The following is a 19,894-nucleotide window of genomic DNA, read 5'->3' on the forward strand; positions in this document are numbered from 1 at the left end:
TCCTCGCGGACGAATGGCAATTTGCGAAGCTTATTCGATTCGCGTCTTCTCTCCCATACGGGAAATCACATATCCGGGATGCGGGAAAGCAAGTTGGTGTCAGCGTCCGAGGTAGGCCGACAGCCAGGCGGCGACGCGCAGCACCGGGTCTTCGCCGGTACCGAGGACATGCGTCTCGTGGCTGCAGCCGAGGTGGGCGGCGGCGCGCTGGAAAGCGGTGCGGCCCAGGCTGTCGTCGGCGTCGAACAGCATCAGCAGCGGTGCGCTGAGCAGTTGCAGCGATTGCAGGCCGGCGCGGTCGGCAATGCCGCCGTGGCAGGCGAGCACCTTGATCTGCGTGTCGCGCTGGGCGGCGGCGCGGATCGCCGCCGGTGTCGTGTCGCCACTGGCGAAGACGGCGAGCGGCAGGTCTTCCATATCGCCATCGTGGCGGATCAGGTCGAGGAAGTCGATCAGGCGCTGCGCGAGGCGCGGCACGTTTTGCGTTGCGTCACTGAAATGCGCCTCCTGCGTCGAGAGCAGTTCGACACTCAGGATGGCGTAGCCGCGCGCCGCAAGATTGGCCGTGATGAAGCTGTCGACCGCTGCGTGATGGGCGCGGGCGAGCAGGACAAGACCGCGCGGGCTGTCGGGACGGTCGAGCTGGGCATGCAGCGGGCCGTGTGGGGTATGCAGGGTGATGGTGCGGATCATGATGTGATGTGGACAGGAATGCGGTGCGGGCCGAAAGCCTTGCCATCGCGCCCGAGGCTGGCGCCGAAATGGCCGGCGATGCGGGCCTTGCAGTGGGGACAACTGCCCTCGGCAGTCAGTTCGTAATGCCGGATGGCGTACCAGTCGCGCACGATCAGGGCGGCCTGGCAACTCGGGCAGAAGGTGGTGCCGCCTTCTCGGTCGTGCACGTTGCCGGTATAGACGTAATTCAGGCCGGCATCCTGGGCAATGTGGCGGGCGCGACTGAGCGTTGCCGGCGGCGTGTCCGGCACGTCGGCCATTTTCCAGTCGGGATGGAAGGCGGAAAAATGCAGCGGCACGTCCGGGCCCAGTTCGCGCGCGATCCAGCGCGTCAGTTCGCCGAGCTCGGCCGGGCTGTCGTTGTGGCCGGGAATCAGCAGCGTGGTGATTTCCAGCCAGCAGGCGGTTTCATGGTGGACGTAAGCGAGCAGGTCGAGCACCGGTTGCAGGTGGCCGCTGCACAGCTTGTGATAGAAATCGTCGGTGAAGGCCTTGAGATCGACGTTGGCGGCATCCATCACGGCAAAGAACTCGCGCGCCGGTGCTGGGTGGATGTAGCCGGCGGTGACCGCGACATTGCGGATGCCGCGGGCGCGGCAGGCGAGCGCGGTGTCGATGGCGTACTCGGCAAAGATCACCGGGTCGTTGTAGGTGTAAGCCACCGCGTCCGCGCCATGTGCGACGGCAGCCTCGGCGATGGCTTGCGGGCTGGCGCTGTCCATCAGGCGATCCATGTCCTTCGAGCGCGAGATGTCCCAGTTCTGGCAGAACTTGCAGGCCAGATTGCAGCCGGCCGTGCCGAAGGACAGGATGCTGCTGCCCGGGTAATAGTGGTTGAGCGGCTTTTTCTCGATCGGGTCGATGCAGAAGCCGGACGAGCGGCCGTAGGTCGTCAGCTGCATGCCGCCGTCCAGCATCTGGCGCACGAAGCAGGCGCCGCGCTGGCCTTCGTGCAACAGGCAGTCGCGCGGGCAAAGGTCGCACTGGATGCGGCCGTCGGGCAGGGTGTGCCACCAGCGGGCGGGATGATTCATGGCGTGTTTTCCTGCCACTTCATCACGGCGTAGCGTTCGAGCCGGACATCGTCGCCCCAGTAAGCGGCGGGCAAGCCGGCTTTCTGCTTGAGGTGGGCCATGAAGTCGGCGGGGGCGGGCAGTTGTTCCCAGACCTGCGGCAGGAAAGTCGAGCGGCGGCCACCCGCGGAAAAAATGATGCCATCACGGCCCGGCTGCAACTGGGCAAGCGCATTGGCCTCGCTGGTGAACTGCATGGGCGTGGCTGGCGTCAGCAGCGAGACTTCGACGCGGGTGCGGCCGAGTTCGTCGACGCCGAGCGGCTTGAAGCGCGGATCGCGAAAGGCGGCGGCGCGGGCATTTTCCTGGACGTCCTGGAGCAGCGGGCGCCAGGCTTCGAGGCTGCCGATACAGCCGCGCAGCTGGCCGCGCTGGCTGAGCGTGACGAAAGTGGCGCCCATTTTGTGCAATTCCGGCAGGTCGACCGTTCCGGGAGGCAGTCCGGGCTGATGCGCGAGAACGCCGGACTCGACGAAGCGGCTGGTGATCGCATGCCGGGCCAGAATCAGCAGGCTGCTGCCGAGATCAGACATGGCCGGCCTCGCGCAGGGCAAAGGCGGCGTAGCCGACGACGCGTTCGCGGTCGCCTGCCGTGTCGCCGGAATTGCACAGGTCGAGCAGCTCGGTTTGCAGGCCGCGCTGACGAGCGGTGAGCAGCAGGCCGTTGAGCGGGAAGGCGCCGCAGGCCTGTTCCGGACGGATGGCGCTGGTGAAATCGAGGATCTGCCGGCAGGTTGCGCCATCGCTCAGTTGAGCGGCGGCATAAGGCAGGAAATGCGACAGGTCGGTGCTGATCACGATCAGCGTTTCCGGGCCGCCCCACAGGGTGTCGAGCACTTCGGCCACGGCTTCCGGCGCGGCGTTGCCGACGGCGAGCGGCAGCAGCTTGAAGTGATCGAGCGTGCGCTGCAGGAAGGGCAGATGCACTTCCAGCGAGTGCTCCTGCGCATGCACGAGTTCGCTGGTCAGTACCTGTGGTAGGTGTTGCAGGTCGGCGACGGCGTCCTGGTCGATTTCGATGTTGCCGAGCGGTGTCGCGAAAAAGCCGGATTCGGGCAGTGCCAGACCGTTGACCGCTACACGATGGGTTGGCCCGAGCAACACGACGCGGCGGATTTGCCGGCGCAGCGGCGCCAGTGTCGCGTAGGCGCGCGCCGCGCTCGGGCCGGAGTAGATGTAGCCGGCATGCGGCACGATCAGGGCCTTGGGGGGCAGACCGGACGGCGTACCGGCATCGGCGAGCAAACGATCCAGCGTGGCGGCCAGCAGCGCCGGGTCGGCGGGGTAGAAGCTGCCGGCGACGGCCGGCGGGCGGATGCTGGACACGGTGGACCTCTCAGATCAGCAACAAACCGCCGGCCATGCCGCAACCGATCGCGACCAGGCCGGGCAGGGCATAACGGGCGAGTTTGGCGCCGCCGATGCTGATCACCAGGCCGATCTTGAAAATCAGGTTGGCCATCAGGGCGAGCGTCACGGCGATCACCGCTTCGCCGCTGGAAATTTTTTCCAGGTTGAACATGCGCAGCGTAGACAGCACGCTGGCGTCGGCATCGGTCAGGCCGGAAGCCAGCGCCACGATGTAGAGGCCGCTGTTGCCGGCGATGTCCTGCAGCCAGGCCGAGGCGAGCAGCACGACGGCGTAGAGCAGGCCGAAGGAGATCGCGGTGCGCAGCTCGGTCGGGTTCTTGACTTCGGGCATCGGCAGGTCGCCGGCGGCGTTGAGGATTTTCCAGCCATACAGCGCCATGACGACGCCGGGCACGATGCCGCAGGCAAACACTGTGGCGATCGGCATTACCAGGTTGGGGGCGACGACGCCGGAAACCAGGCCGAGGCGGATCATCACCATGACGTTGGCGATCAGGATGACGATTGCCGACATGCGCACCAGATGCACGTGGTCGCGGGCGTGGCGTGAAAACATCATGGTCGTGGCGGTCGACGAGGCTAGGCCGCCGAAAATGCCGAGCAGGGCCGCGCCGTGCCGGGCACCGATGATACGCAGCGCGAGGTAGCCGGACAGCGCCAGGCCGGAAATCAGCACCACCATCCACCATACCTGGCGCGGATTGATCGCGTTGTAGGGGCCGAAGTCGGCACTCGGCAGGATGGGCAGGATGACCAGCGACAGCACGGCAAACTGCAGGATCGAATTGATGTCCTTCGGCGTCGTGCGTTCGCTGAACTGGCGCAGCTCCGCCTTGAAGTAGAGCAGTACGGTGGTGGTGATGGCGAGCATCACGGCCAGCGTCGCGTAGCCGAACCAGACCGCGGCGCCCAGACCGTAGGTGACGATGATCGCCGCCTCCGAGGTGAAGCCGCGGTATTGCTCTTCCTGCTGCGCCGAGAAATTGGACGCGATCATCGAGCCGGAAATGACCAGCAGGCCGGCCACCAGCAGCCACGGCCCGCCGCTCTTCTCGCCGAGCAGCGCGAACAGGCAGCCGAGCATGGCGACCAGCGCGAAGGTGCGCAGGCCGGCCGCCGAATCCGGGCGGCGTTCGCGTTCGAGGCCGACCAGCAGGCCGATGCCGAGTGCCGTCGCAAAAGCTTCGACCGGTGCGGCAAGTTCGGGAACGACAAAGCTCATGAGGATTCTCTTCTTATGATCGTTATTCAGTAAAATTAAGCCATGCCACGTTATTTCGCAATCGTTCCCGCTGCTGGCAGCGGTTCCCGCTTCGGCGCCGAGAAACCCAAACAGTACCTGAGCCTGCTCGGCCGGCCGCTGATTCATCATACGCTGGCGGCGCTGGTCGCCTGCCCGGAAATCGAGCGCGTCTGGGTCGTGCTTTCGCCGAACGACGCGGAATGGAGCCGGCACGACTGGTCCGATCTTGGTGCCAAGCTTGAAACCGTGCGCTGCGGCGGGGCGACCCGTGCCGACAGCGTCGGCAACGGCCTGCGCGCCGCAGCGATGGTGGCGGCCGAGGACGACTGGGTGCTGGTACATGATGCAGCGCGGCCCTGCCTGAGCGCCGACATGCTCGCCGCGCTGTTGCGCGAGCTGGCCGACGATCCGGTTGGCGGCATTCTTGCCGTGCCGGTTGCCGATACCCTGAAACGCGCCGATGCCGAACAGCGCGTCGCCGCCACCGAGCCGCGCGACGGCCTGTGGCAGGCGCAGACGCCGCAGATGTTCCGTTACGGTCGACTCGCCGAAGCACTCGAAAATTGCCGCGCCGTGACCGACGAAGCGGGAGCGATCGAGGCAATGGGCCTCAAGCCGAAGCTGGTCAAGGGCGATTCGACCAATCTGAAAGTCACATTTCCGGCCGACCTGGCGCTGGCGGCGATGATCCTGAGGGGACGCAAATGAATATCCGGGTCGGGCAGGGTTACGACGTTCATCGACTGGTCGAAGGCCGTAAGCTGATTCTCGGCGGCGTCGAGATTCCGCATGCTACCGGCCTGCTCGGGCATTCCGACGCCGATGCGCTGTTGCACGCGATCACCGATGCGCTGCTCGGCGCCGTGGCGCTCGGCGACATCGGGCGCCACTTTCCCGATACCGATCCGCGCTACAAGGGTGCCGACAGTCGTGTCCTGCTGCGCGGCGCGGTGGCCTTGCTCGCCGAGCGCGGCTGGCGGCCGGTCAATGTCGATGCGACGCTGATTGCGCAGCAACCCAAACTCGCGCCGCACGCCGCGGCGATGGTCGCCAATGTCGCGGCCGATCTCGGTATTGCCGTCGATTGCGTCAATATCAAGGGCAAGACCAACGAGAAACTCGGCTATCTCGGCCGTGAAGAGGCGATCGAGGCACAGGCCGTGGTGCTGGTCGAACGTGCCGGCTGAGTCCGGGGCGTCAGCCTCCGAAGCGGGCGCAACGCGCCGCGTTTTCTTCGCCCTGTGGCCGCCAGCCAGCGTTGCCACCAGCCTGGCTGGTGTCGCGGCCGATTGTGCCGGGCAGTTCGGCGGCCGGGCCACCCGGCAGGAAACCATCCATCTGACGCTGGTTTTTCTCGGCGATGTTACCGAGCAGCGCCTGCCGGAATTGTGCCGGGCGGCGGCCGGCGTCGGCGGCCGGGCCTTTCGCCTGCAACTGGATCGCCTTGCGTACTGGCCGCACAAGCGTCTGGCCTGGGCCGGTTGCAGCCAGCGGGTGCCGGCGCTTGATGAATTGGTGCTCGGTTTGCGCCAGGCATTGGTCGAGCATGGCTTTGCCTTTGATGCCAGTCATCCCGAATTCGTGCCGCATGTGAGCTTGCTGCGCCGCATGCCTGCCGACGAGTCGCCAGTGTTGCCAGCCCTGCCGGTGATCGACTGGGCATGCGAGGGTTTTGTGCTGGCCTGTTCGCAAACTGCGCCCGTCGGTGCCAATTATCGGATTCTGGCGGAGTTCCCCTTGCTGTCGCCATCCGCGAATTTTGCACCGGCTTGATCAGCGTATCGGCAAATGCATTTTGCATCTGCTGACGGCGGTGTGGCGTGTGATGTAGGATGTGGGGCAATGACCCGGGCGTAAATGGCGTTCCGGGTTCCCATGACAGGATGTGGATACGAGGAGGTAGCAGGTGGAGGAGCTGGCGCAGCCCGATTCGTCGAACCTGTTGCGGATATTGATTGTCGATGCCCGGGAGCAGGACGGCCAGCATCTGCTCGATGCCCTGCGTGGTGGCGGCTACGATGTCTACGCCCGCCGGATGTGTGATTCCGAAGAAATCGCCGAAGCCTTGCGGGTCGAGGACTGGGACATCGTGCTGCTCGATTGTGCCGTGCCGGACTTGAGCGCAGCCGAGGCGATCGATCTGATCCGTCCGCTGGCGCCCGATTTGCCCATCGTGCTGAGCATCGCTCCCGGCTGCCGCAATGTGCCGGTCGAATTGCTGGAGAACGGCGCCAGCGATCTGGTTTTCAAGAGCAATCCGTCGCGCCTGCTCGCCATCGTCGAGCGCGAGTGCTCCCGCCTGCGCCTGTTGCGCGAACAGCAGGCTGCACCAGGCCTGCCACCGAGAGTTTCGGGTATTGATGAAGGCGAGGCGCGCTTTCTGCAACTGGCCAGCAATACCCCCGAGTGCTACTGGCTGGTTGAGGCCGAAACCCAGCGTGTCACCTACGTCAGCAAGGGTTACGAACAGATCTGGGGGCGCTATGTCGAAGCGCTTTATGCCGATCGTCGCGACTGGCTGAAGCATGTGCACGAAGAGGATAGAGCCAGCCTGCTGCGCACGGCGCAGCAGCATCGCCTGGGCGGGCTCGATGCGAAATTCCGCATCCGGCGTCCGGGCGGCAGCATCCGCTGGCTGCATGCGCGCACGTTCCCGGTGCATAACGAGAATGGTCTGATCGTCAGTGTCGGCGGCGTGGCCAGCGATATCACCAGCCTGGTGACGGAGCAGGGGCAGTCGCCCTTTTTTGCCCATTTTGATGCGTTGACCGCATTGCCCAACCAGTTGATGTTCTACGACCAGGCGCGGCGCCTGATTGCGCTGGCCAAGCGCAAGAATTTGCCGGTCGGCGTCATGGTGGTCGATATCGATCATTTTCGGGAGGTCAACCAGACTCTCGGCTACATGTCGGGCGACGAGCTGCTGCGCCAGGTTGCGGGACGACTGTCCGGCCTGTTGCGCGAGTCGGACATTCTCGGTCGCCTGGGTGGCGATGTCTTTGCGGTGTTGTTGCCCGACGTCGAGGACACTTCGCAGGCGGCCATCGTGGCACGGCGGGTGATCGATGCCTTGCTCCAGCCGGTGCGGGTCGAGGGCCAGGATATCTTCGTCACGGCCAGTCTGGGGCTGGTCTTCCATCCGCAGGACGGCAACGACGCGCACGAACTGGTCTCCAATGCCGAAATTGCCGTGCGCCATGCCAAGATGAACGGGCGCAACAATTACCAGTTCTATTCGGCCCTGATGCACGACGACGTGCGTGACCGCCTCTTCCTCGAGACCGACCTGCGCAACGCCATCGTGCATGGCGAGTTCATGCTTTATTACCAGGCCAAGGTGAGTTGCGAAAACGGCCGGGTGACCGGCGCCGAGGCGCTGCTGCGCTGGAATCATCCGCGGCGTGGCGTGGTGCCGCCCGACCAGTTCATTCCGCTGCTCGAGGAAACCGGGCTGATCATCCAGGTCGGGCGCTGGGTCTTGCAGGAGGCCTGCCGCCAGGCGGTGATCTGGCAGCAGAACGGACTGGACATACCGAGTGTGTCGGTCAATCTGTCGGCGCGCCAGTTGCAGTCCGAAACCCTGCTCGACGATATTGCCGACACGCTCAAGCTGAGCGGCCTGGCGCCGGTCTGCCTCGATCTCGAAATTACCGAGAGCATGCTGATGCAGAACCCGGATGCGGCCGTGCACATGCTGCGGGAGCTCAAGGAAATGGGGGTGACCCTGTCGCTTGATGATTTCGGTACCGGCTATTCGAGCCTGGCCTACCTCAAGCGTTTTCCGCTCGATGCGCTCAAGGTCGATCGTTCCTTCGTCCAGGATATTGCGGCCGATGCCGACGATGCTTCGATCACCCGTGCCGTGATCACCATGGCGCACCATCTCAAGCTCAAGGTGGTCGCTGAAGGCGTCGAAACGGTCGAGCAGCTGGCGCTGCTCATCTCGCACCAGTGCGACATCATTCAGGGCTATTACTTCTCGCGCCCGCTCGGCCAGTCGGCGATGGGTGAACTGCTCGGCGCCGACAAGCGTTTGCCGGCCAATCTGCTACGCTCCGGCACGCGCCAGCCGATGGCCTTGCTGGTAGCGGTCGACGCGGCTGAAGAGGCCATTTCCATGCTCGAGCGGGATGGTCACCGGGTCTGCGTTGCGGCCGATTGCGCCAGCGCAACTGCCTGGCTGGCTGGAAACGGGGTCGATGTGCTGGTCTGCGGCCCGTCGAACGGCAGTTTTGATGCAGCGGCAGTGATCCGCCAGGTAGCGCAGGTGCAGCCGCAATGCGAGCGCATCCTGCTCAGTGATGAACGGGCAAAAAGCCGGCACCAGGTCGCCGAGTTGGGGGCTGCCGGCCTGCTGCATCGGGTCATCCCTTTGCCGCTGGCGACCGGCGTTTTGCACCAGACGGTCGAGGAAGCACTTGAGCGGCGACGTGTGATCGATGATTACGCTCGTCTGTCGCGTGAGGTTGAGGCGGGCGGGCGTGAGTTGCTGCGCATCGAAGAGGAGCGCCGACATCTGTTGCGGGAAAACGAGGCCCTGCGGGAAACCGGTGGTCAGGGTTACCTGATTCTGCAGGAACTGCTCGCGCATTTGCCGTGGCCGGTGATCGGCATCGACAACGACGGCATGCTGGCCCTGGTTAACGAGGCGGCGCATGCCGTCTTTCCGGGACGCAGCCTGCTGTTGGGGGCAAGCCTGGCCGATGTTTTACCGGAGATGCCGCTGTACGGCGACGAAGCCGATATCGAGATCGCCGGCCGGCGGTTCATCTGTCGCTGGCGCCAGTTCCGGCCTGCCGCCTCGGTGAGCGGACGTTTCCTGCTGCTGGAGGAGAAATAACATGAAAGAGATCGTTTCGCTGCCGCTTGGCGAGGTGACGGTGGGCATGCAGGTGGCCGAAGCGGTCATCGATGCCGGTGGGCACGTGCTGGTGCCGGCGGCTGCCGAGATCAGCGAAAGCATGCTGCATGGCCTGGCGCGGCGCGAAGTTGCCGAGATCCGCGTCGTGCGCGAGGTTGTCGAGGATGCGGCGGCCGTCGAGGCAAGGCGGGCCGGCCAGGTCCGGCAACTCGACCAGTTGTTCCGCAAGGCCGGCGACGGGGCGGAAACGCGCCTGCTTTACCAGGCAATACTCGCTTACCGCATGGAGAGTGGCTCATGAGCAAACTGACCCGCGAGCAGGTGGCTGCCCGTCTCAAGCAATTGCCTTCGTTGCCCTCGGCAGTGACTGAGTTGCTCGCCTCGTTTGACAACGAAGATATCGACGTGACCCGCATTGCGCACCAGATCGCGCATGACCAGGGCCTGACGGCGCGTGTGCTGCGCGTTGCCAATTCGTCGTTCTACGGCTTGCAGAGCCGGGTCGGCACGATCAACGAAGCGGTCGTCGTGCTCGGTTTTCGGGCCGTGCGCAGCATGGTGCTGGCGGTGGGCATGAGCGGCGCCTTCCGCATCGATCATTGTCCGGGCTTCGATGCCCGCGCCTATCTCCGGCATTGTGCTGCGGTGGGGCTGCTGGCCCGCGGGCTGGCCGGCGGTGTCGGACAGAATCCGGAACTGGCCTTTACCGGCGGCATCCTGCACGACATCGGTCAACTCGTGCTGGCGGCCAATTTTCCCGTGCAGTACGCCGAGGTGCTGGCCTATCGCCATCAGCACGACTGCTTCCTGGTTGTTGCCGAACGCGATGTGCTCGGGCTTGATCATGCCGAGGTCGGCGGCATGCTATCCGATGCCTGGCGTTTCCCGCAGGCGCTGCATGCGGCCGTTGCCGAACATCATCAGCCGGCGGCTGCCGAGGGGGGCTCGCTGGCCGATCTGATCCACGTTGCCGATACCCTGGCGCATGGCTTGGGCCTGGCGCATTCGGCCGATGAAATGGTCATGCCGCTGGAGCGTACGGCGTGGCTGCGGCTGGGGCTGGACGGCGACAAGATTGTCGCCGTGCTGGGCGGTATCGAAGCCGAACTGGACGAAACCTGCCAGGCGCTTAACGCCTGATTGGCAGACTCAGGCAGGCAATCAGGCCGCCCCCCGGGTTCGCCAGCAGATCGAGGCGACCGTCGTGCAGGCGGGCGATGCGTTCGACGATGGCCAGTCCGAGGCCGGTGCCGCCGGCGTTGCTGCGGGCGGTTTCGAGGCGGGCGAAGGGGCGCTTCAGGCGCTCGGTTTCGGCGGCCGGAATGCCCGGGCCGCGATCGCTGATTTCGATGCGGATTTCACCGTCGACCGCTGCCGCCTTGAGGCGGACATCGCTGCCGCCGTATTTCCAGGCATTGTCGATCAGGTTGGTCAGGGCGCGCCGGATGGCTTTCGGGCGCAGGCTGATTTCGGGTAGGGCGCCGATCTCGGCCGGCAAGGCGCGTCCGACATAAGCCTGGTGTTCGACAATGCCGTCCAGGAGTGCTGCCAGATCGACCGGCGCGCGATCTTCGCCACTCTCGGTGCGCGCGTAGTCCATGAATTGCGAGATCACCGCTTCCATCTGCTCGATGTCGGCGACCACGGCCTGACGGGCGCCTTCGTCGGCAACGCTGAGTTCGGCTTCGAGGCGCAGGCGGGTCAGCGGCGTGCGCAGGTCATGTGAAATGCCGGCGAGGACTTCCGAACGGTCCTTTTCATGGCGTTCCAGATCGCTCGCCATGGTGTTGAAGGCACCGGCCAGGCGACGCAGTTCTTCGGCGCCGTCTTCCGGCAGCGGTGCGGGTGTCTGGCCGCGACCGACGGCTTCGACCGAGCGCGCCATGGCTTTCAGCGGCCGGCTGATGCGCGAAGCGATCAGCCAGGCGACGGCGAGTGCCAGCGCAATGGCAAGCAGGCCCCAGCTCAGCCAGTGCATGGTGAAGTTGCGGGCAGCCCGTTCGCGCGGCAGGACCAGCCAGTACTCTTCGTCATCGTCATTTTCGTCGAGCCGGAAGCTGATCCAGAAGCCGGGCTCGCCATCGACACTGGCGGCAACGCGGGTGTGTTCGCCGAGGCGGCTGCTCAGTTCGCGTTCGAGCAGTCGGTGAAAGCGACTGTCGGGCATGGCTTCAACGCGGTCTTCCGGCTCGGCCGGCAGGAGCCGGATGCCTTCGCGTGAAGCGAATTCGGCAAACAGGCCGAGGCGCTTTTCCGGCGCCGCAGCGAAAAGCGAGGCGCGAATCAGGTTGACCGCCGAGGCGGCCAGTTGCGCACTTTCGCGGGCGCGCGGCTCGGCATCGATAAAGCGGAAGAGACTGAGCCAGGCCGCGGTGGTCAGCAGCACGAGCAGGGCGAGCAGCAGGAAGGTGCGCGCCAGCAGCGAACGGGGGATCATGCGTCGCGGGCGGTGCCGTCCGGGACGAAGACGTAGCCGAAGCCCCAGACCGTCTGCAGGTAGCGCGGTTGCGCCGGATCGGCTTCGATCAGCTTGCGCAGGCGCGATACCTGGACGTCGATGGCGCGATCGAACGGTCCCTGTTCGCGGCCACGCGCCAGCGACATCAGCTTGTCGCGCGATAGCGGCTGGCGCGGGTGGTGCAGCAGCACCTTGAGCACGGCGAACTCGCCGGTGGTCAGCGGCAGCAGTTCGTCGCCGCGTTTGAGGGTGCGCGCGGCGAGATCGACTTCGATGTTGCCGAACTGGATCATCTCGGCTTCCTCGCCCGGTGCGCCGGGCGGGCGATTGCCCTGGCGGCGCAGCACAGCATGGATGCGGGCGAGCAGTTCGCGCGGATTGAAGGGCTTGGGCAGGTAATCGTCGGCGCCCATTTCGAGGCCGACGATGCGGTCCACCTCGTCGCCCTTGGCGGTGAGCATGATGATCGGCGTCAGGTCGCCGCTGCCGCGTAGGCGGCGGCAGATGGTCAGGCCGTCTTCGCCGGGCAGCATCAGGTCGAGCACGATCAGGTTGAAATGTTCGCGGCTGCGCAGCTTGTCCATCTGCTGGCCATCGCCGGCGGCCTTGACCTCGAAGCCCTGTTCGCCGAGGTAACGGGTCAGCAGGTCGCGCAGGCGGGCGTCGTCATCGACGACGAGGATATGGGTGTGTTGTTGTTCGCTCATGTGGGCAAGGATAATTGCTGACGGTGAATGAAGCGCAATCAATGGTAACAAGGAATTGCGGCCGTCCTGCGGGAAACATATTTTTACAACTGGGCGGGCTTGCCCTGCGGGGGCGGATGGACAATGATCATGTCGAAATCTCCAAGTTGCTCCCGCCATCATGAAACGCCGTCTTTTGCTCTCCCTGTTGTTGCTGCTCAGCCTTGCCGGCTCGGCGGGCAGCGTCTGGGCGCAGGCGCGCTGGCGGGATTTGCCGCCGGACGAGCGGCGCCAGATGCGGCAGCAAATGCGCGAGCACTGGCAGCAGGAGCGCGAGATCCGGCGCGACGACGGGCCGCGGCGCTGGAACGAAGTGCCGCCGGAGGACAGACGGCGCATGCGCGAGGAAATGCGCGAGCAGCGCGGCGCCAACTCCGAACGCGAAGCGCGTCCGGAGCGCGGCTGGCGGCGCGACTGATTCCTTGCCGGGGCGGTAATTAAGCTTCCATTCCCTGGTCGCAGCCGGGCATGCCTCCGGTAAAATGTCGCCCCATGCTGATCCTCGCTCTCGAAACCTCAACCGAACTCGGTTCCTGTGCCCTTTGGCGTGACGGCGAACTGAGCGAACGCATTTGTCCGCCGGGACGCTCGCATTCCGAAACCCTGCTGCCGCTCGTGCGCGACCTGCTTGCCGAGGCGGGGGTCGCGGTTGCTCAGCTTGACGCGATAGCCTTCGGCGTTGGTCCCGGCGCGTTTACCGGCCTGCGCGTCGCCTGCGGCGCTGCGCAGGGCCTGGCCGTGGCGAGCGATATTCCACTGCTGCCGCTGACCAGTCTTGAAGCGATGGCGGCTGCGACCGGTGCGGAACAGGTGCTGGCGCTGCTCGATGCGCGCATGGGTGAGGTCTATGCCGGTGCCTACCGGCGCGCCGCTGACGGCTATGTCTTGCAGGGCGAGATTCGCGTTTGTGCACCGGTCGACGTGCAAATTCCGGCCGAATCCGGCTGGCTGGCCTGCGGCAATGCGCCGGCCGCTTATCCATTGCTTGCACAGCGTCTGGCCGAGGCCGGGCTGGCCGTGCGCAGCGATATCCTGCCCACGGCGGCGGTGCTGGCACAGCTTGCCGTGCCGCGCCTGCTGCGCGGCGAAGGCATCGATGCCGCACTGGCGGCGCCGCTTTACGTGCGCGACAAGGTCGCCAAGACGGTCGCCGAGCGGTTGAGCGAAGGGGGCAGGGCGTGAGTGAGTTCCATCTGGCCGCCGAGTTTTTCCCGATGAACGAGCGCGATCTCGATCAGGTGGCCGCGCTGGAAGCCTCGCTGCAGCCCTTTCCGTGGTCGCGCGGCAATTTCGCCGATTCGCTGACGGCCGGCTACAGCGTCTGGGTTTGCAGGCTGGGTGGCGAGCTGATCGGTTTTTCGGTGGTCATGTCGGTGATCGACGAGGCGCACCTGCTCAATATCGGTGTGGCGGCGCGTCACCATGGTCAGGGCTATGGTGCCCGCCTGCTGCGCAATGCCATGCAGGCTGCCCGCCTGGGTGGCGCGACCAAGTTGTTTCTCGAGGTGCGCCCGTCGAACGAGCGGGCGGTCGAGCTTTATCGCCATTTCGGCTTTCGCCAGATCGGTTTGCGCAAGGCTTATTACCCGGCCGCCATCGGGCGCGAGGATGCGCTGATTTTTGACAAGGAACTGGCATGAGCCTGAGCCGCGAACAGATGCTGGTCGAGATGGGCGTGGCGCCGCTCTGGGTGCTGCGTGACCAGGCCAAACCGCAGGCTGCCGGCGTGGCGCCAGAAGCGCCGGCCGTAGCGCCGGCCGTAGCGCCGGCCGTAGCGGCGCCGGCGATCGATGTCGAGCCGCCGGTGCGGGCGCCCGTCCAGGCGCCGCCGCTGGCGACACCGGAAGCGCCGCGCGCGCGGCCGGTGATGGTGGCTGGTTCTGCGATAGCGGTCGACGCACTGGATTGGCCGGAATTGAAAGCGCAGGTGGCCGGCTGTCGTGCCTGCGGCCTGTGCGAACAGCGCCGCCAGGCGGTGTTCGGGGTCGGCGATCAAAATCCGGACTGGCTGTTCATCGGCGAAGGCCCCGGTGCCGACGAGGATGTGCAGGGCGAGCCTTTCGTCGGCCAGGCCGGCAAGTTGCTCGACAACATGCTGGCGGCGCTCGACATCAGTCGCGGCAACAAGGTTTATATCGCCAATGCGGTGAAATGCCGGCCGCCCGGCAACCGGACGCCGGAAGCGGCCGAGATGGCAGCATGTTGGCCTTATCTCGAGCGGCAGATTGCCTTGCTCAAGCCGAAGATCATCGTCCTGCTCGGCAAGGCGGCGGTGCATGCGGTGCTGCATGACGACAAGTCGCTCGCCTCGCTGCGTGGCAAACCGTTCGAATATGCCGGCATCCCGGTCGTGGTGACTTATCACCCGGCTTATCTGCTGCGCAATCTGCCGGACAAGTCGAAAGCCTGGGAAGACCTGCTTCTGGCGAGGCGTACTCTGCGCGAACGCGCAACGCCGGAATTGCCCTTTTAAGATCAGTCGACCGTCCGGGCCTGGCCCGGCGGACGCTCAGCAGTGGTGTGTCGTGTCGTCCAGGTGCGCCACGTCGTCCTGTTGCGACTGATTGATGATGTGGCGCTGGCGGATCAGGTACATGATGCCGCTGACGAACAGGCCGAACAGCGTAACCACCCAGTAGATCGACATGTCCACCTTGATCATCACGTAGTAGATGCCGGTCATGATCAGGATGGAGAGATTTTCGTTGAAGTTCTGCACGGCGATCGAATGGCCGGCGCCCATCAGGATGTGGCCGCGATGCTGCAGCAGCGCGTTCATCGGCACGACGAAGAAGCCGGACAGGCCGCCGATCAGGATCAGCAGCGGCACGGCAAACCACAGGCTGGTGACGAAGTTCATGACCAGCACGATGAGGCCCATCGCGATGCCGAGCGGTATGACCCGCACCGACTTGCGCAAGGTGATGAACTTGGCGGCGAAGACCGCGCCGGAAGCGACACCGACCGCAACCACGCCCTGCAGCATCGAGGATTTTGACAGGTCGAGATGCAGGGCAACTTCCGACCACTTGATGACGATGAATTGCAGCGTCGAGGCGGCGCCCCAGAATAGCGTGGTGACGGCCAGCGAGATCTGGCCGAGGCGGTCGCGCCAGAGCAGGGCGAGGCAGTGGTTGAATTCGTGGATCAGGTAGAAGGGATTGCGCTTGAGCGGCTTGTGGTCAACCCCGGTGTCCGGCACGTAGAGATTGAACAGCGAGGCCAGGATGTAGAGCACGGCCACGACGGAAAGCGCCATTTCACCGACCGTATCGACACCGGTGTTGATCAGCGGGAAGTCGAAGGCGAGCATGTTCGCGGCGATGTCGGGCTTGATCAGCGTGCCGCCGATGACGACACCGAGAATGATGGCGCCGACCGTCAGCCCCTCGATCCAGCCGTTGGCGACGACGAGCAGGCGGTGCGGCAGGTATTCAGTGAGGATGCCGTACTTGGCCGGTGAATAGGCGGCGGCACCAAGGCCGACGACGGCATAGGCGACCAGCGGATGGGCGCCGAAGAACATCAGGCTGCAACCGAAAATCTTGATCGTGTTGCTGATGAACATGACCCGCCACTTCGGCATCGAATCGGCGAAGGCGCCGACGAAGGCGGCGAGCAGCACATAGGACACCGTGAAAAAGGTTTTCAGCAGCGGCTCGTATTCCGCAGGCGCCTGCATCTCGCGCAGAGCGGCGATGGAGGCGATGAGCAGGGCGTTGTCGGCCAGCGCGGAAAAGAACTGCGCGGCCATGATGATGTAGAAGCCAAACGGCACTTGGTATCTTCTCTTGTCTCTTATATAACTTTGGTCGAGGGTTATACCACGCCCAGCGTCAGGCGCAAGGCTTGCGCGGCCCTTGGAGTTGTGCATGTTCGGGCCTGGTCGTTGCCATGTGTCGAAAAGACTACATTAAGACTTTGCCGTTAAAGCGGCGTGACAGCGGCGCGTCAATAGGAGGAAAATGCCTGATTTTTCGGGTTGACCGGTGGCCGCCTCCCGGAATGTGATTGAATGTCGGCCGCGTATATTCCAGGGAGAAAAATCATGGCTGACCGGCGCCTGCAGGTGTTTCATGCCGTAGCCAAGCATCTCAGCTTTACCCGCGCGGCCGACGCCCTGTTCATGACGCAGCCCGCCGTCACCTTCCAGATCAAGCAACTGGAAGAGCAATACAGTACCCGCCTGTTTGAACGCCGCCACGGCGGCATCTCGCTGACTCCGGCCGGCGAACTGGTGCTGGGCTACGCCGAGCGCATCCTGGCGCTCTCCGACGAGATGGAAACCCGGCTTTCGGAAATGACCGGTGAAATGCGCGGCCCGCTGCTGGTCGGCGCCTCGACGACGATTGCCGAGTTCATGCTGCCGCGCGTGCTCGGCGAATTCAATGCGCTTTACCCGCAGGTGCGGGCGCGGCTGATCGTCGCCAACTCGGAAAGCATCGAAAGCCGGGTCGCCGAACACACGCTCGACGTCGGCCTGATCGAAACGCCGGCCAAGCTCGCCGGGCTGGCCTGCCAGATCTGCTGCGACGACGAGTTGCAGGTGATCTGCGCGCCGGACTATCCGCTGGCCACTCTGGCGTCGGTGACAGCCAAGGGCCTCATCGACTATGAATACATCTCGCGCGAACCCGGCTCCGGGACGCGCGAAGTCATCGACAGCTATTTCCGCCAGCATGCGGTGCCGGTCGAGGCGCTCAAGACGCAAATGGAACTGGGCAGCCCGGAGGCGCTGAAAGGCGTCGTCTCCACCGGCCTCGGTTTCGCCATCGTGTCGCGCGCCGTCGTCGCGAAGGAAACCCAGCTCGGTGTGCTGGCCGCGATCCCGCTCAATCCGCCCCTCAAGCGCAGCCTTTACCTGGTGCATCCGCAGGACCGTTTCCGCTCGCGCCTGGCGGCTACCTTCATCGACTTTGCCAAGAGCAAGATGCGAGAACTCGCTTCATGAAAACCTCCCGTCCGATCCGGGCGCGCATCTCCCCGGCCGCCATCCTGCATAATTATCGTCAGGCCAAGCGCCGGGCTCCCGGCGCCAAGGCCTGGGCGGTGATCAAGGCCAACGCCTATGGGCATGGTCAGTGGCGCGCCGTCGAGGCGCTGCGCGGCGAAGCCGACGGCTTTGCCCTGCTCGAGACGGAAAACGCGGTGGCCCTGCGCGAAGCCGGCATCACGCAACCGATCGTGCTGCTCGAAGGCATCTTCTCGGCGCGCGATGCGCGTGCTGTGGTTGAACACGGCCTGACCACGGTCATCCATTGTCCGGAGCAACTCGATCTGCTGCTCGCCACGGCGCCGGCCGACGCGCCGTTGTCGATCTGCCTCAAGCTCAATACCGGCATGAACCGGCTCGGTTTCACGGCGCGGACATTGCCGGCGGCGCGTGCCAGACTGGCCAGCCTGACTCGCGCCGACGTGATGTTGATGACGCATTTTGCCGAAGCCGATGGTGAGCGCGGCGTCGACTGGCAACTCGCCCGCTTCAACGAACTGGCCGGCGACTGGTCGGGCAAGCGCTGTCTGGCCAATTCGGCGGCCATCCTGCGCCACCCGCAGACGCACGCCGACTGGGTGCGGCCGGGTATCATGCTCTACGGCAGCAGCCCGTTCGCCGAAACCACTGCCGCCGAACTTGAATTGCAGCCGGCGATGACGCTGAGCAGCGCCTTGATCGGCGTCCAGGATATTGCGGCCGGCGAGCGCGTCGGTTACGGCGGCACCTTCACGGCAGCACGGGCAATGCGCATCGGCGTCGTCGCCTGCGGCTATGCCGACGGTTATCCGCGACATGCGACCAGCGGTACGCCGATCATGGTCATGGGCAAGCGTACGACGACGGTCGGGCGGGTGTCGATGGACATGCTGGCCTGCGATATCACCGACATTCCGGAAGCCGGTATCGGCGCGCCGGTCACGCTGTGGGGGCGCGGCATCGCCGGTGAGGTCACGGCAGACGAAGTGGCGGCTGCCGCCGGCACCATTTCCTACGAACTGTTTTGTGCCCTGGCGGCACGTGTACCGCTGGAAATCGGGGATATCTGAGTGGCCAAGGTCAAATCGATTTACAGCTGTACCGAATGCGGTGCAAGCAGTCCGAAGTGGCAGGGCCAGTGTCCGGGCTGCGGCGAGTGGAATACCTTGGTCGAGTCGGTCGCCGAGAAGGCGAGCGGACATCGTTTCGAGTCGCTGGCACCGACTGCGAAGTTGCAGAACCTGTCGGAAATCGAGGCGCGTGAAACCGAGCGCATCCCGACCGGGATCGGCGAATTCGACCGCGCCCTCGGCGGCGGCCTGGTGCCGGGCGGCGTCGTGCTGATCGGCGGCGACCCCGGCATCGGCAAGAGCACCTTGCTGCTGCAGGCCCTGTCGCTGCTCTCGCTGGGCCAGAAGGTGCTCTACATCAGCGGCGAGGAATCCGGCGAGCAGGTCGCCCTGCGCGCCCGCCGACTCGGTCTCGATACCCGGCAACTGCAGTTGATGGCCGAGATCAATCTCGAACGCATCGTCGGTACGTTGCAGGCCGAGCAGCCGCGCGTCGCGGTGATCGACTCGATCCAGACCCTGTGGTCGGATCAGTTGTCGAGTGCGCCGGGCTCGGTGGCGCAGGTGCGCGAATGCGCGGCGCAACTGACGCGGCTCGCCAAGCAGGCCGGCATCACCATCATCCTGGTCGGCCACGTCACCAAGGACGGCGCGCTGGCCGGGCCGCGCGTCCTCGAACACATCGTCGATACCGTGCTCTATTTCGAAGGCGACACGCATTCCAGCTTCCGCTTGGTGCGGGCCGTCAAGAACCGCTTCGGCGCGGTCAACGAACTCGGCGTCTTCGCGATGACCGAGACCGGCTTGAAGGGGGTCAGCAATCCGTCGGCGCTGTTCCTGTCGCAGCACGGTCAGGATGTCGCCGGTTCCTGCGTAATGGTGACGCAGGAAGGCACGCGGCCGCTGCTGGTCGAGATCCAGGCGCTGGTCGACACCTCGCACGGTAATCCGCGCCGGCTGACGGTCGGCCTCGAAGCGCAGCGTCTGGCGATGCTGCTCGCCGTGCTGCACCGGCATGCCGGCATTGTTTGTTTCGACCAGGATGTTTTCGTCAATGCGGTGGGCGGCGTCAAGATTACCGAGCCGGCGGCCGACTTGGCAGTGTTGATGTCGATTACTTCTTCATTGAAAAACAAGCCGTTGCCATCGAAACTTATAGTATTTGGTGAGGTTGGTCTGGCCGGTGAAATTCGGCCGGCGCCGCGCGGTCAGGAGCGTCTGAAGGAGGCCGCCAAGCTCGGTTTTACGCGTGCCCTGATCCCCGAAGCGAATCGGCCGAAGCAGGCGATAGCCGGCATGGAGGTGATTGCCGTCAAACGGGTCGAGGAGGCAGTGGCGCGGATACGCGAGCTGGACTAAGCTGCT

At 64.9% G+C, this 19,894-nt stretch carries 21 protein-coding genes; 13 read left to right on the plus strand and 8 right to left on the minus strand.

Features of this window, described 5'->3' with window-relative positions:
* Positions 1–99: 99 nt before the first annotated feature.
* From KIG99_RS18450 to KIG99_RS18470, 5 genes are read right to left on the minus strand one after another with little or no spacing between them, the layout of a single operon-like run.
* Positions 100–693 (minus strand): dienelactone hydrolase family protein, encoded by a 594-nt coding sequence (locus KIG99_RS18450; RefSeq protein ID WP_226461492.1) that lies wholly within the window; start codon positions 691–693, stop codon positions 100–102.
* Positions 690–1,769, minus strand: a complete 1,080-nt coding sequence (gene amrS / locus KIG99_RS18455) for an AmmeMemoRadiSam system radical SAM enzyme (protein WP_226461493.1) — start codon at positions 1,767–1,769, stop codon at positions 690–692. The genes KIG99_RS18450 and amrS overlap by 4 nt, the downstream gene beginning before the upstream one ends.
* On the minus strand, positions 1,766–2,341 hold the full coding sequence (gene amrA / locus KIG99_RS18460; RefSeq protein ID WP_226461494.1) for an AmmeMemoRadiSam system protein A: 576 nt from the start codon (positions 2,339–2,341) through the stop codon (positions 1,766–1,768). The genes amrS and amrA overlap by 4 nt, the downstream gene beginning before the upstream one ends.
* Positions 2,334–3,134, minus strand: a complete 801-nt coding sequence (gene amrB / locus KIG99_RS18465; RefSeq protein WP_226461495.1) for an AmmeMemoRadiSam system protein B — start codon at positions 3,132–3,134, stop codon at positions 2,334–2,336. The genes amrA and amrB overlap by 8 nt, the downstream gene beginning before the upstream one ends.
* 10 nt (positions 3,135–3,144) lie before the next feature.
* Positions 3,145–4,401, minus strand: coding sequence for an MgtC/SapB family protein (locus KIG99_RS18470; protein ID WP_226461496.1), 1,257 nt, complete (start codon positions 4,399–4,401; stop codon positions 3,145–3,147).
* A 42-nt stretch (positions 4,402–4,443) separates the two neighbouring features.
* On the opposite strand from KIG99_RS18470, the gene ispD reads away from it, so the two are divergent.
* The 6 genes from ispD (at position 4,444) to KIG99_RS18500 (ending at position 10,423) form a co-directional block, all read left to right on the plus strand.
* On the plus strand, positions 4,444–5,130 hold the full coding sequence (gene ispD / locus KIG99_RS18475; RefSeq protein WP_226461497.1) for a 2-C-methyl-D-erythritol 4-phosphate cytidylyltransferase: 687 nt from the start codon (positions 4,444–4,446) through the stop codon (positions 5,128–5,130).
* On the plus strand, positions 5,127–5,609 hold the full coding sequence (gene ispF / locus KIG99_RS18480; protein WP_226461498.1) for a 2-C-methyl-D-erythritol 2,4-cyclodiphosphate synthase: 483 nt from the start codon (positions 5,127–5,129) through the stop codon (positions 5,607–5,609). Before ispD ends, ispF begins: the two co-directional genes overlap by 4 nt.
* On the plus strand, positions 5,599–6,195 hold the full coding sequence (gene thpR / locus KIG99_RS18485; protein ID WP_226461499.1) for an RNA 2',3'-cyclic phosphodiesterase: 597 nt from the start codon (positions 5,599–5,601) through the stop codon (positions 6,193–6,195). The genes ispF and thpR overlap by 11 nt, the downstream gene beginning before the upstream one ends.
* Before the next feature lie 133 nt (positions 6,196–6,328).
* A complete protein-coding gene (locus KIG99_RS18490; RefSeq protein WP_226461500.1) occupies positions 6,329–9,262 on the plus strand; it encodes an EAL domain-containing protein in 2,934 nt (977 codons plus the stop codon).
* A gap of 1 nt (position 9,263) precedes the next feature.
* A complete protein-coding gene (locus tag KIG99_RS18495) occupies positions 9,264–9,584 on the plus strand; it encodes a hypothetical protein (protein ID WP_226461501.1) in 321 nt (106 codons plus the stop codon).
* Positions 9,581–10,423, plus strand: coding sequence for an HDOD domain-containing protein (locus KIG99_RS18500; protein WP_226461502.1), 843 nt, complete (start codon positions 9,581–9,583; stop codon positions 10,421–10,423). The genes KIG99_RS18495 and KIG99_RS18500 overlap by 4 nt, the downstream gene beginning before the upstream one ends.
* On the opposite strand, the gene KIG99_RS18505 is transcribed toward KIG99_RS18500, so the two are convergent.
* Both KIG99_RS18505 and ompR read right to left on the minus strand, forming a co-directional pair.
* Positions 10,413–11,720 carry an ATP-binding protein gene (locus tag KIG99_RS18505; RefSeq protein ID WP_226461503.1) on the minus strand — a complete coding sequence of 436 codons (1,308 nt, stop codon included), beginning with the start codon at positions 11,718–11,720 and terminating at the stop codon, positions 10,413–10,415. The genes KIG99_RS18500 and KIG99_RS18505 overlap by 11 nt on opposite strands.
* Positions 11,717–12,448, minus strand: coding sequence for an osmolarity response regulator transcription factor OmpR (gene ompR / locus KIG99_RS18510; protein ID WP_226461504.1), 732 nt, complete (start codon positions 12,446–12,448; stop codon positions 11,717–11,719). The genes KIG99_RS18505 and ompR overlap by 4 nt, the downstream gene beginning before the upstream one ends.
* A gap of 160 nt (positions 12,449–12,608) precedes the next feature.
* Between ompR and KIG99_RS18515 the strand changes: the two genes are divergently transcribed.
* The 4 genes from KIG99_RS18515 to KIG99_RS18530 all read left to right on the plus strand — a co-directional run bounded on the left by KIG99_RS18515 (position 12,609) and on the right by KIG99_RS18530 (position 14,960).
* Positions 12,609–12,905, plus strand: coding sequence for a hypothetical protein (locus tag KIG99_RS18515; protein ID WP_226461505.1), 297 nt, complete (start codon positions 12,609–12,611; stop codon positions 12,903–12,905).
* A 74-nt stretch (positions 12,906–12,979) separates the two neighbouring features.
* Complete coding sequence (gene tsaB, locus KIG99_RS18520; RefSeq protein WP_226461506.1) at positions 12,980–13,669, plus strand: tRNA (adenosine(37)-N6)-threonylcarbamoyltransferase complex dimerization subunit type 1 TsaB; 690 nt, start codon at positions 12,980–12,982, stop codon at positions 13,667–13,669.
* Positions 13,666–14,127 (plus strand): ribosomal protein S18-alanine N-acetyltransferase, encoded by a 462-nt coding sequence (gene rimI / locus KIG99_RS18525; RefSeq protein ID WP_226461507.1) that lies wholly within the window; start codon positions 13,666–13,668, stop codon positions 14,125–14,127. Before tsaB ends, rimI begins: the two co-directional genes overlap by 4 nt.
* Positions 14,124–14,960: a uracil-DNA glycosylase gene (locus KIG99_RS18530; protein WP_226461508.1), complete on the plus strand. Its 837-nt coding sequence runs from the start codon at positions 14,124–14,126 to the stop codon at positions 14,958–14,960. Before rimI ends, KIG99_RS18530 begins: the two co-directional genes overlap by 4 nt.
* Positions 14,961–14,996: 36 nt before the next feature.
* Here KIG99_RS18530 and lplT read toward each other — a convergent pair whose 3' ends face one another.
* Complete coding sequence (lplT, locus tag KIG99_RS18535) at positions 14,997–16,265, minus strand: lysophospholipid transporter LplT (RefSeq protein WP_226461509.1); 1,269 nt, start codon at positions 16,263–16,265, stop codon at positions 14,997–14,999.
* 270 nt (positions 16,266–16,535) lie between these two features.
* Here lplT and KIG99_RS18540 point away from each other — a divergent pair, with 270 nt between their 5' ends.
* The 3 genes from KIG99_RS18540 to radA are packed head-to-tail and all read left to right on the plus strand — an operon-like array spanning position 16,536 to position 19,888.
* A complete protein-coding gene (locus tag KIG99_RS18540) occupies positions 16,536–17,438 on the plus strand; it encodes a LysR substrate-binding domain-containing protein (protein ID WP_226461510.1) in 903 nt (300 codons plus the stop codon).
* Positions 17,435–18,529: an alanine racemase gene (gene alr, locus KIG99_RS18545; RefSeq protein ID WP_226461511.1), complete on the plus strand. Its 1,095-nt coding sequence runs from the start codon at positions 17,435–17,437 to the stop codon at positions 18,527–18,529. The genes KIG99_RS18540 and alr overlap by 4 nt, the downstream gene beginning before the upstream one ends.
* A complete protein-coding gene (gene radA / locus KIG99_RS18550; RefSeq protein WP_226461512.1) occupies positions 18,530–19,888 on the plus strand; it encodes a DNA repair protein RadA in 1,359 nt (452 codons plus the stop codon).
* Positions 19,889–19,894 lie beyond the last annotated feature (6 nt).

The sequence above is a fragment of the Quatrionicoccus australiensis genome (assembly GCF_020510425.1).
In the GTDB taxonomy this organism is placed as follows: Bacteria; Pseudomonadota; Gammaproteobacteria; order Burkholderiales; family Rhodocyclaceae; genus Azonexus; species Azonexus australiensis_A.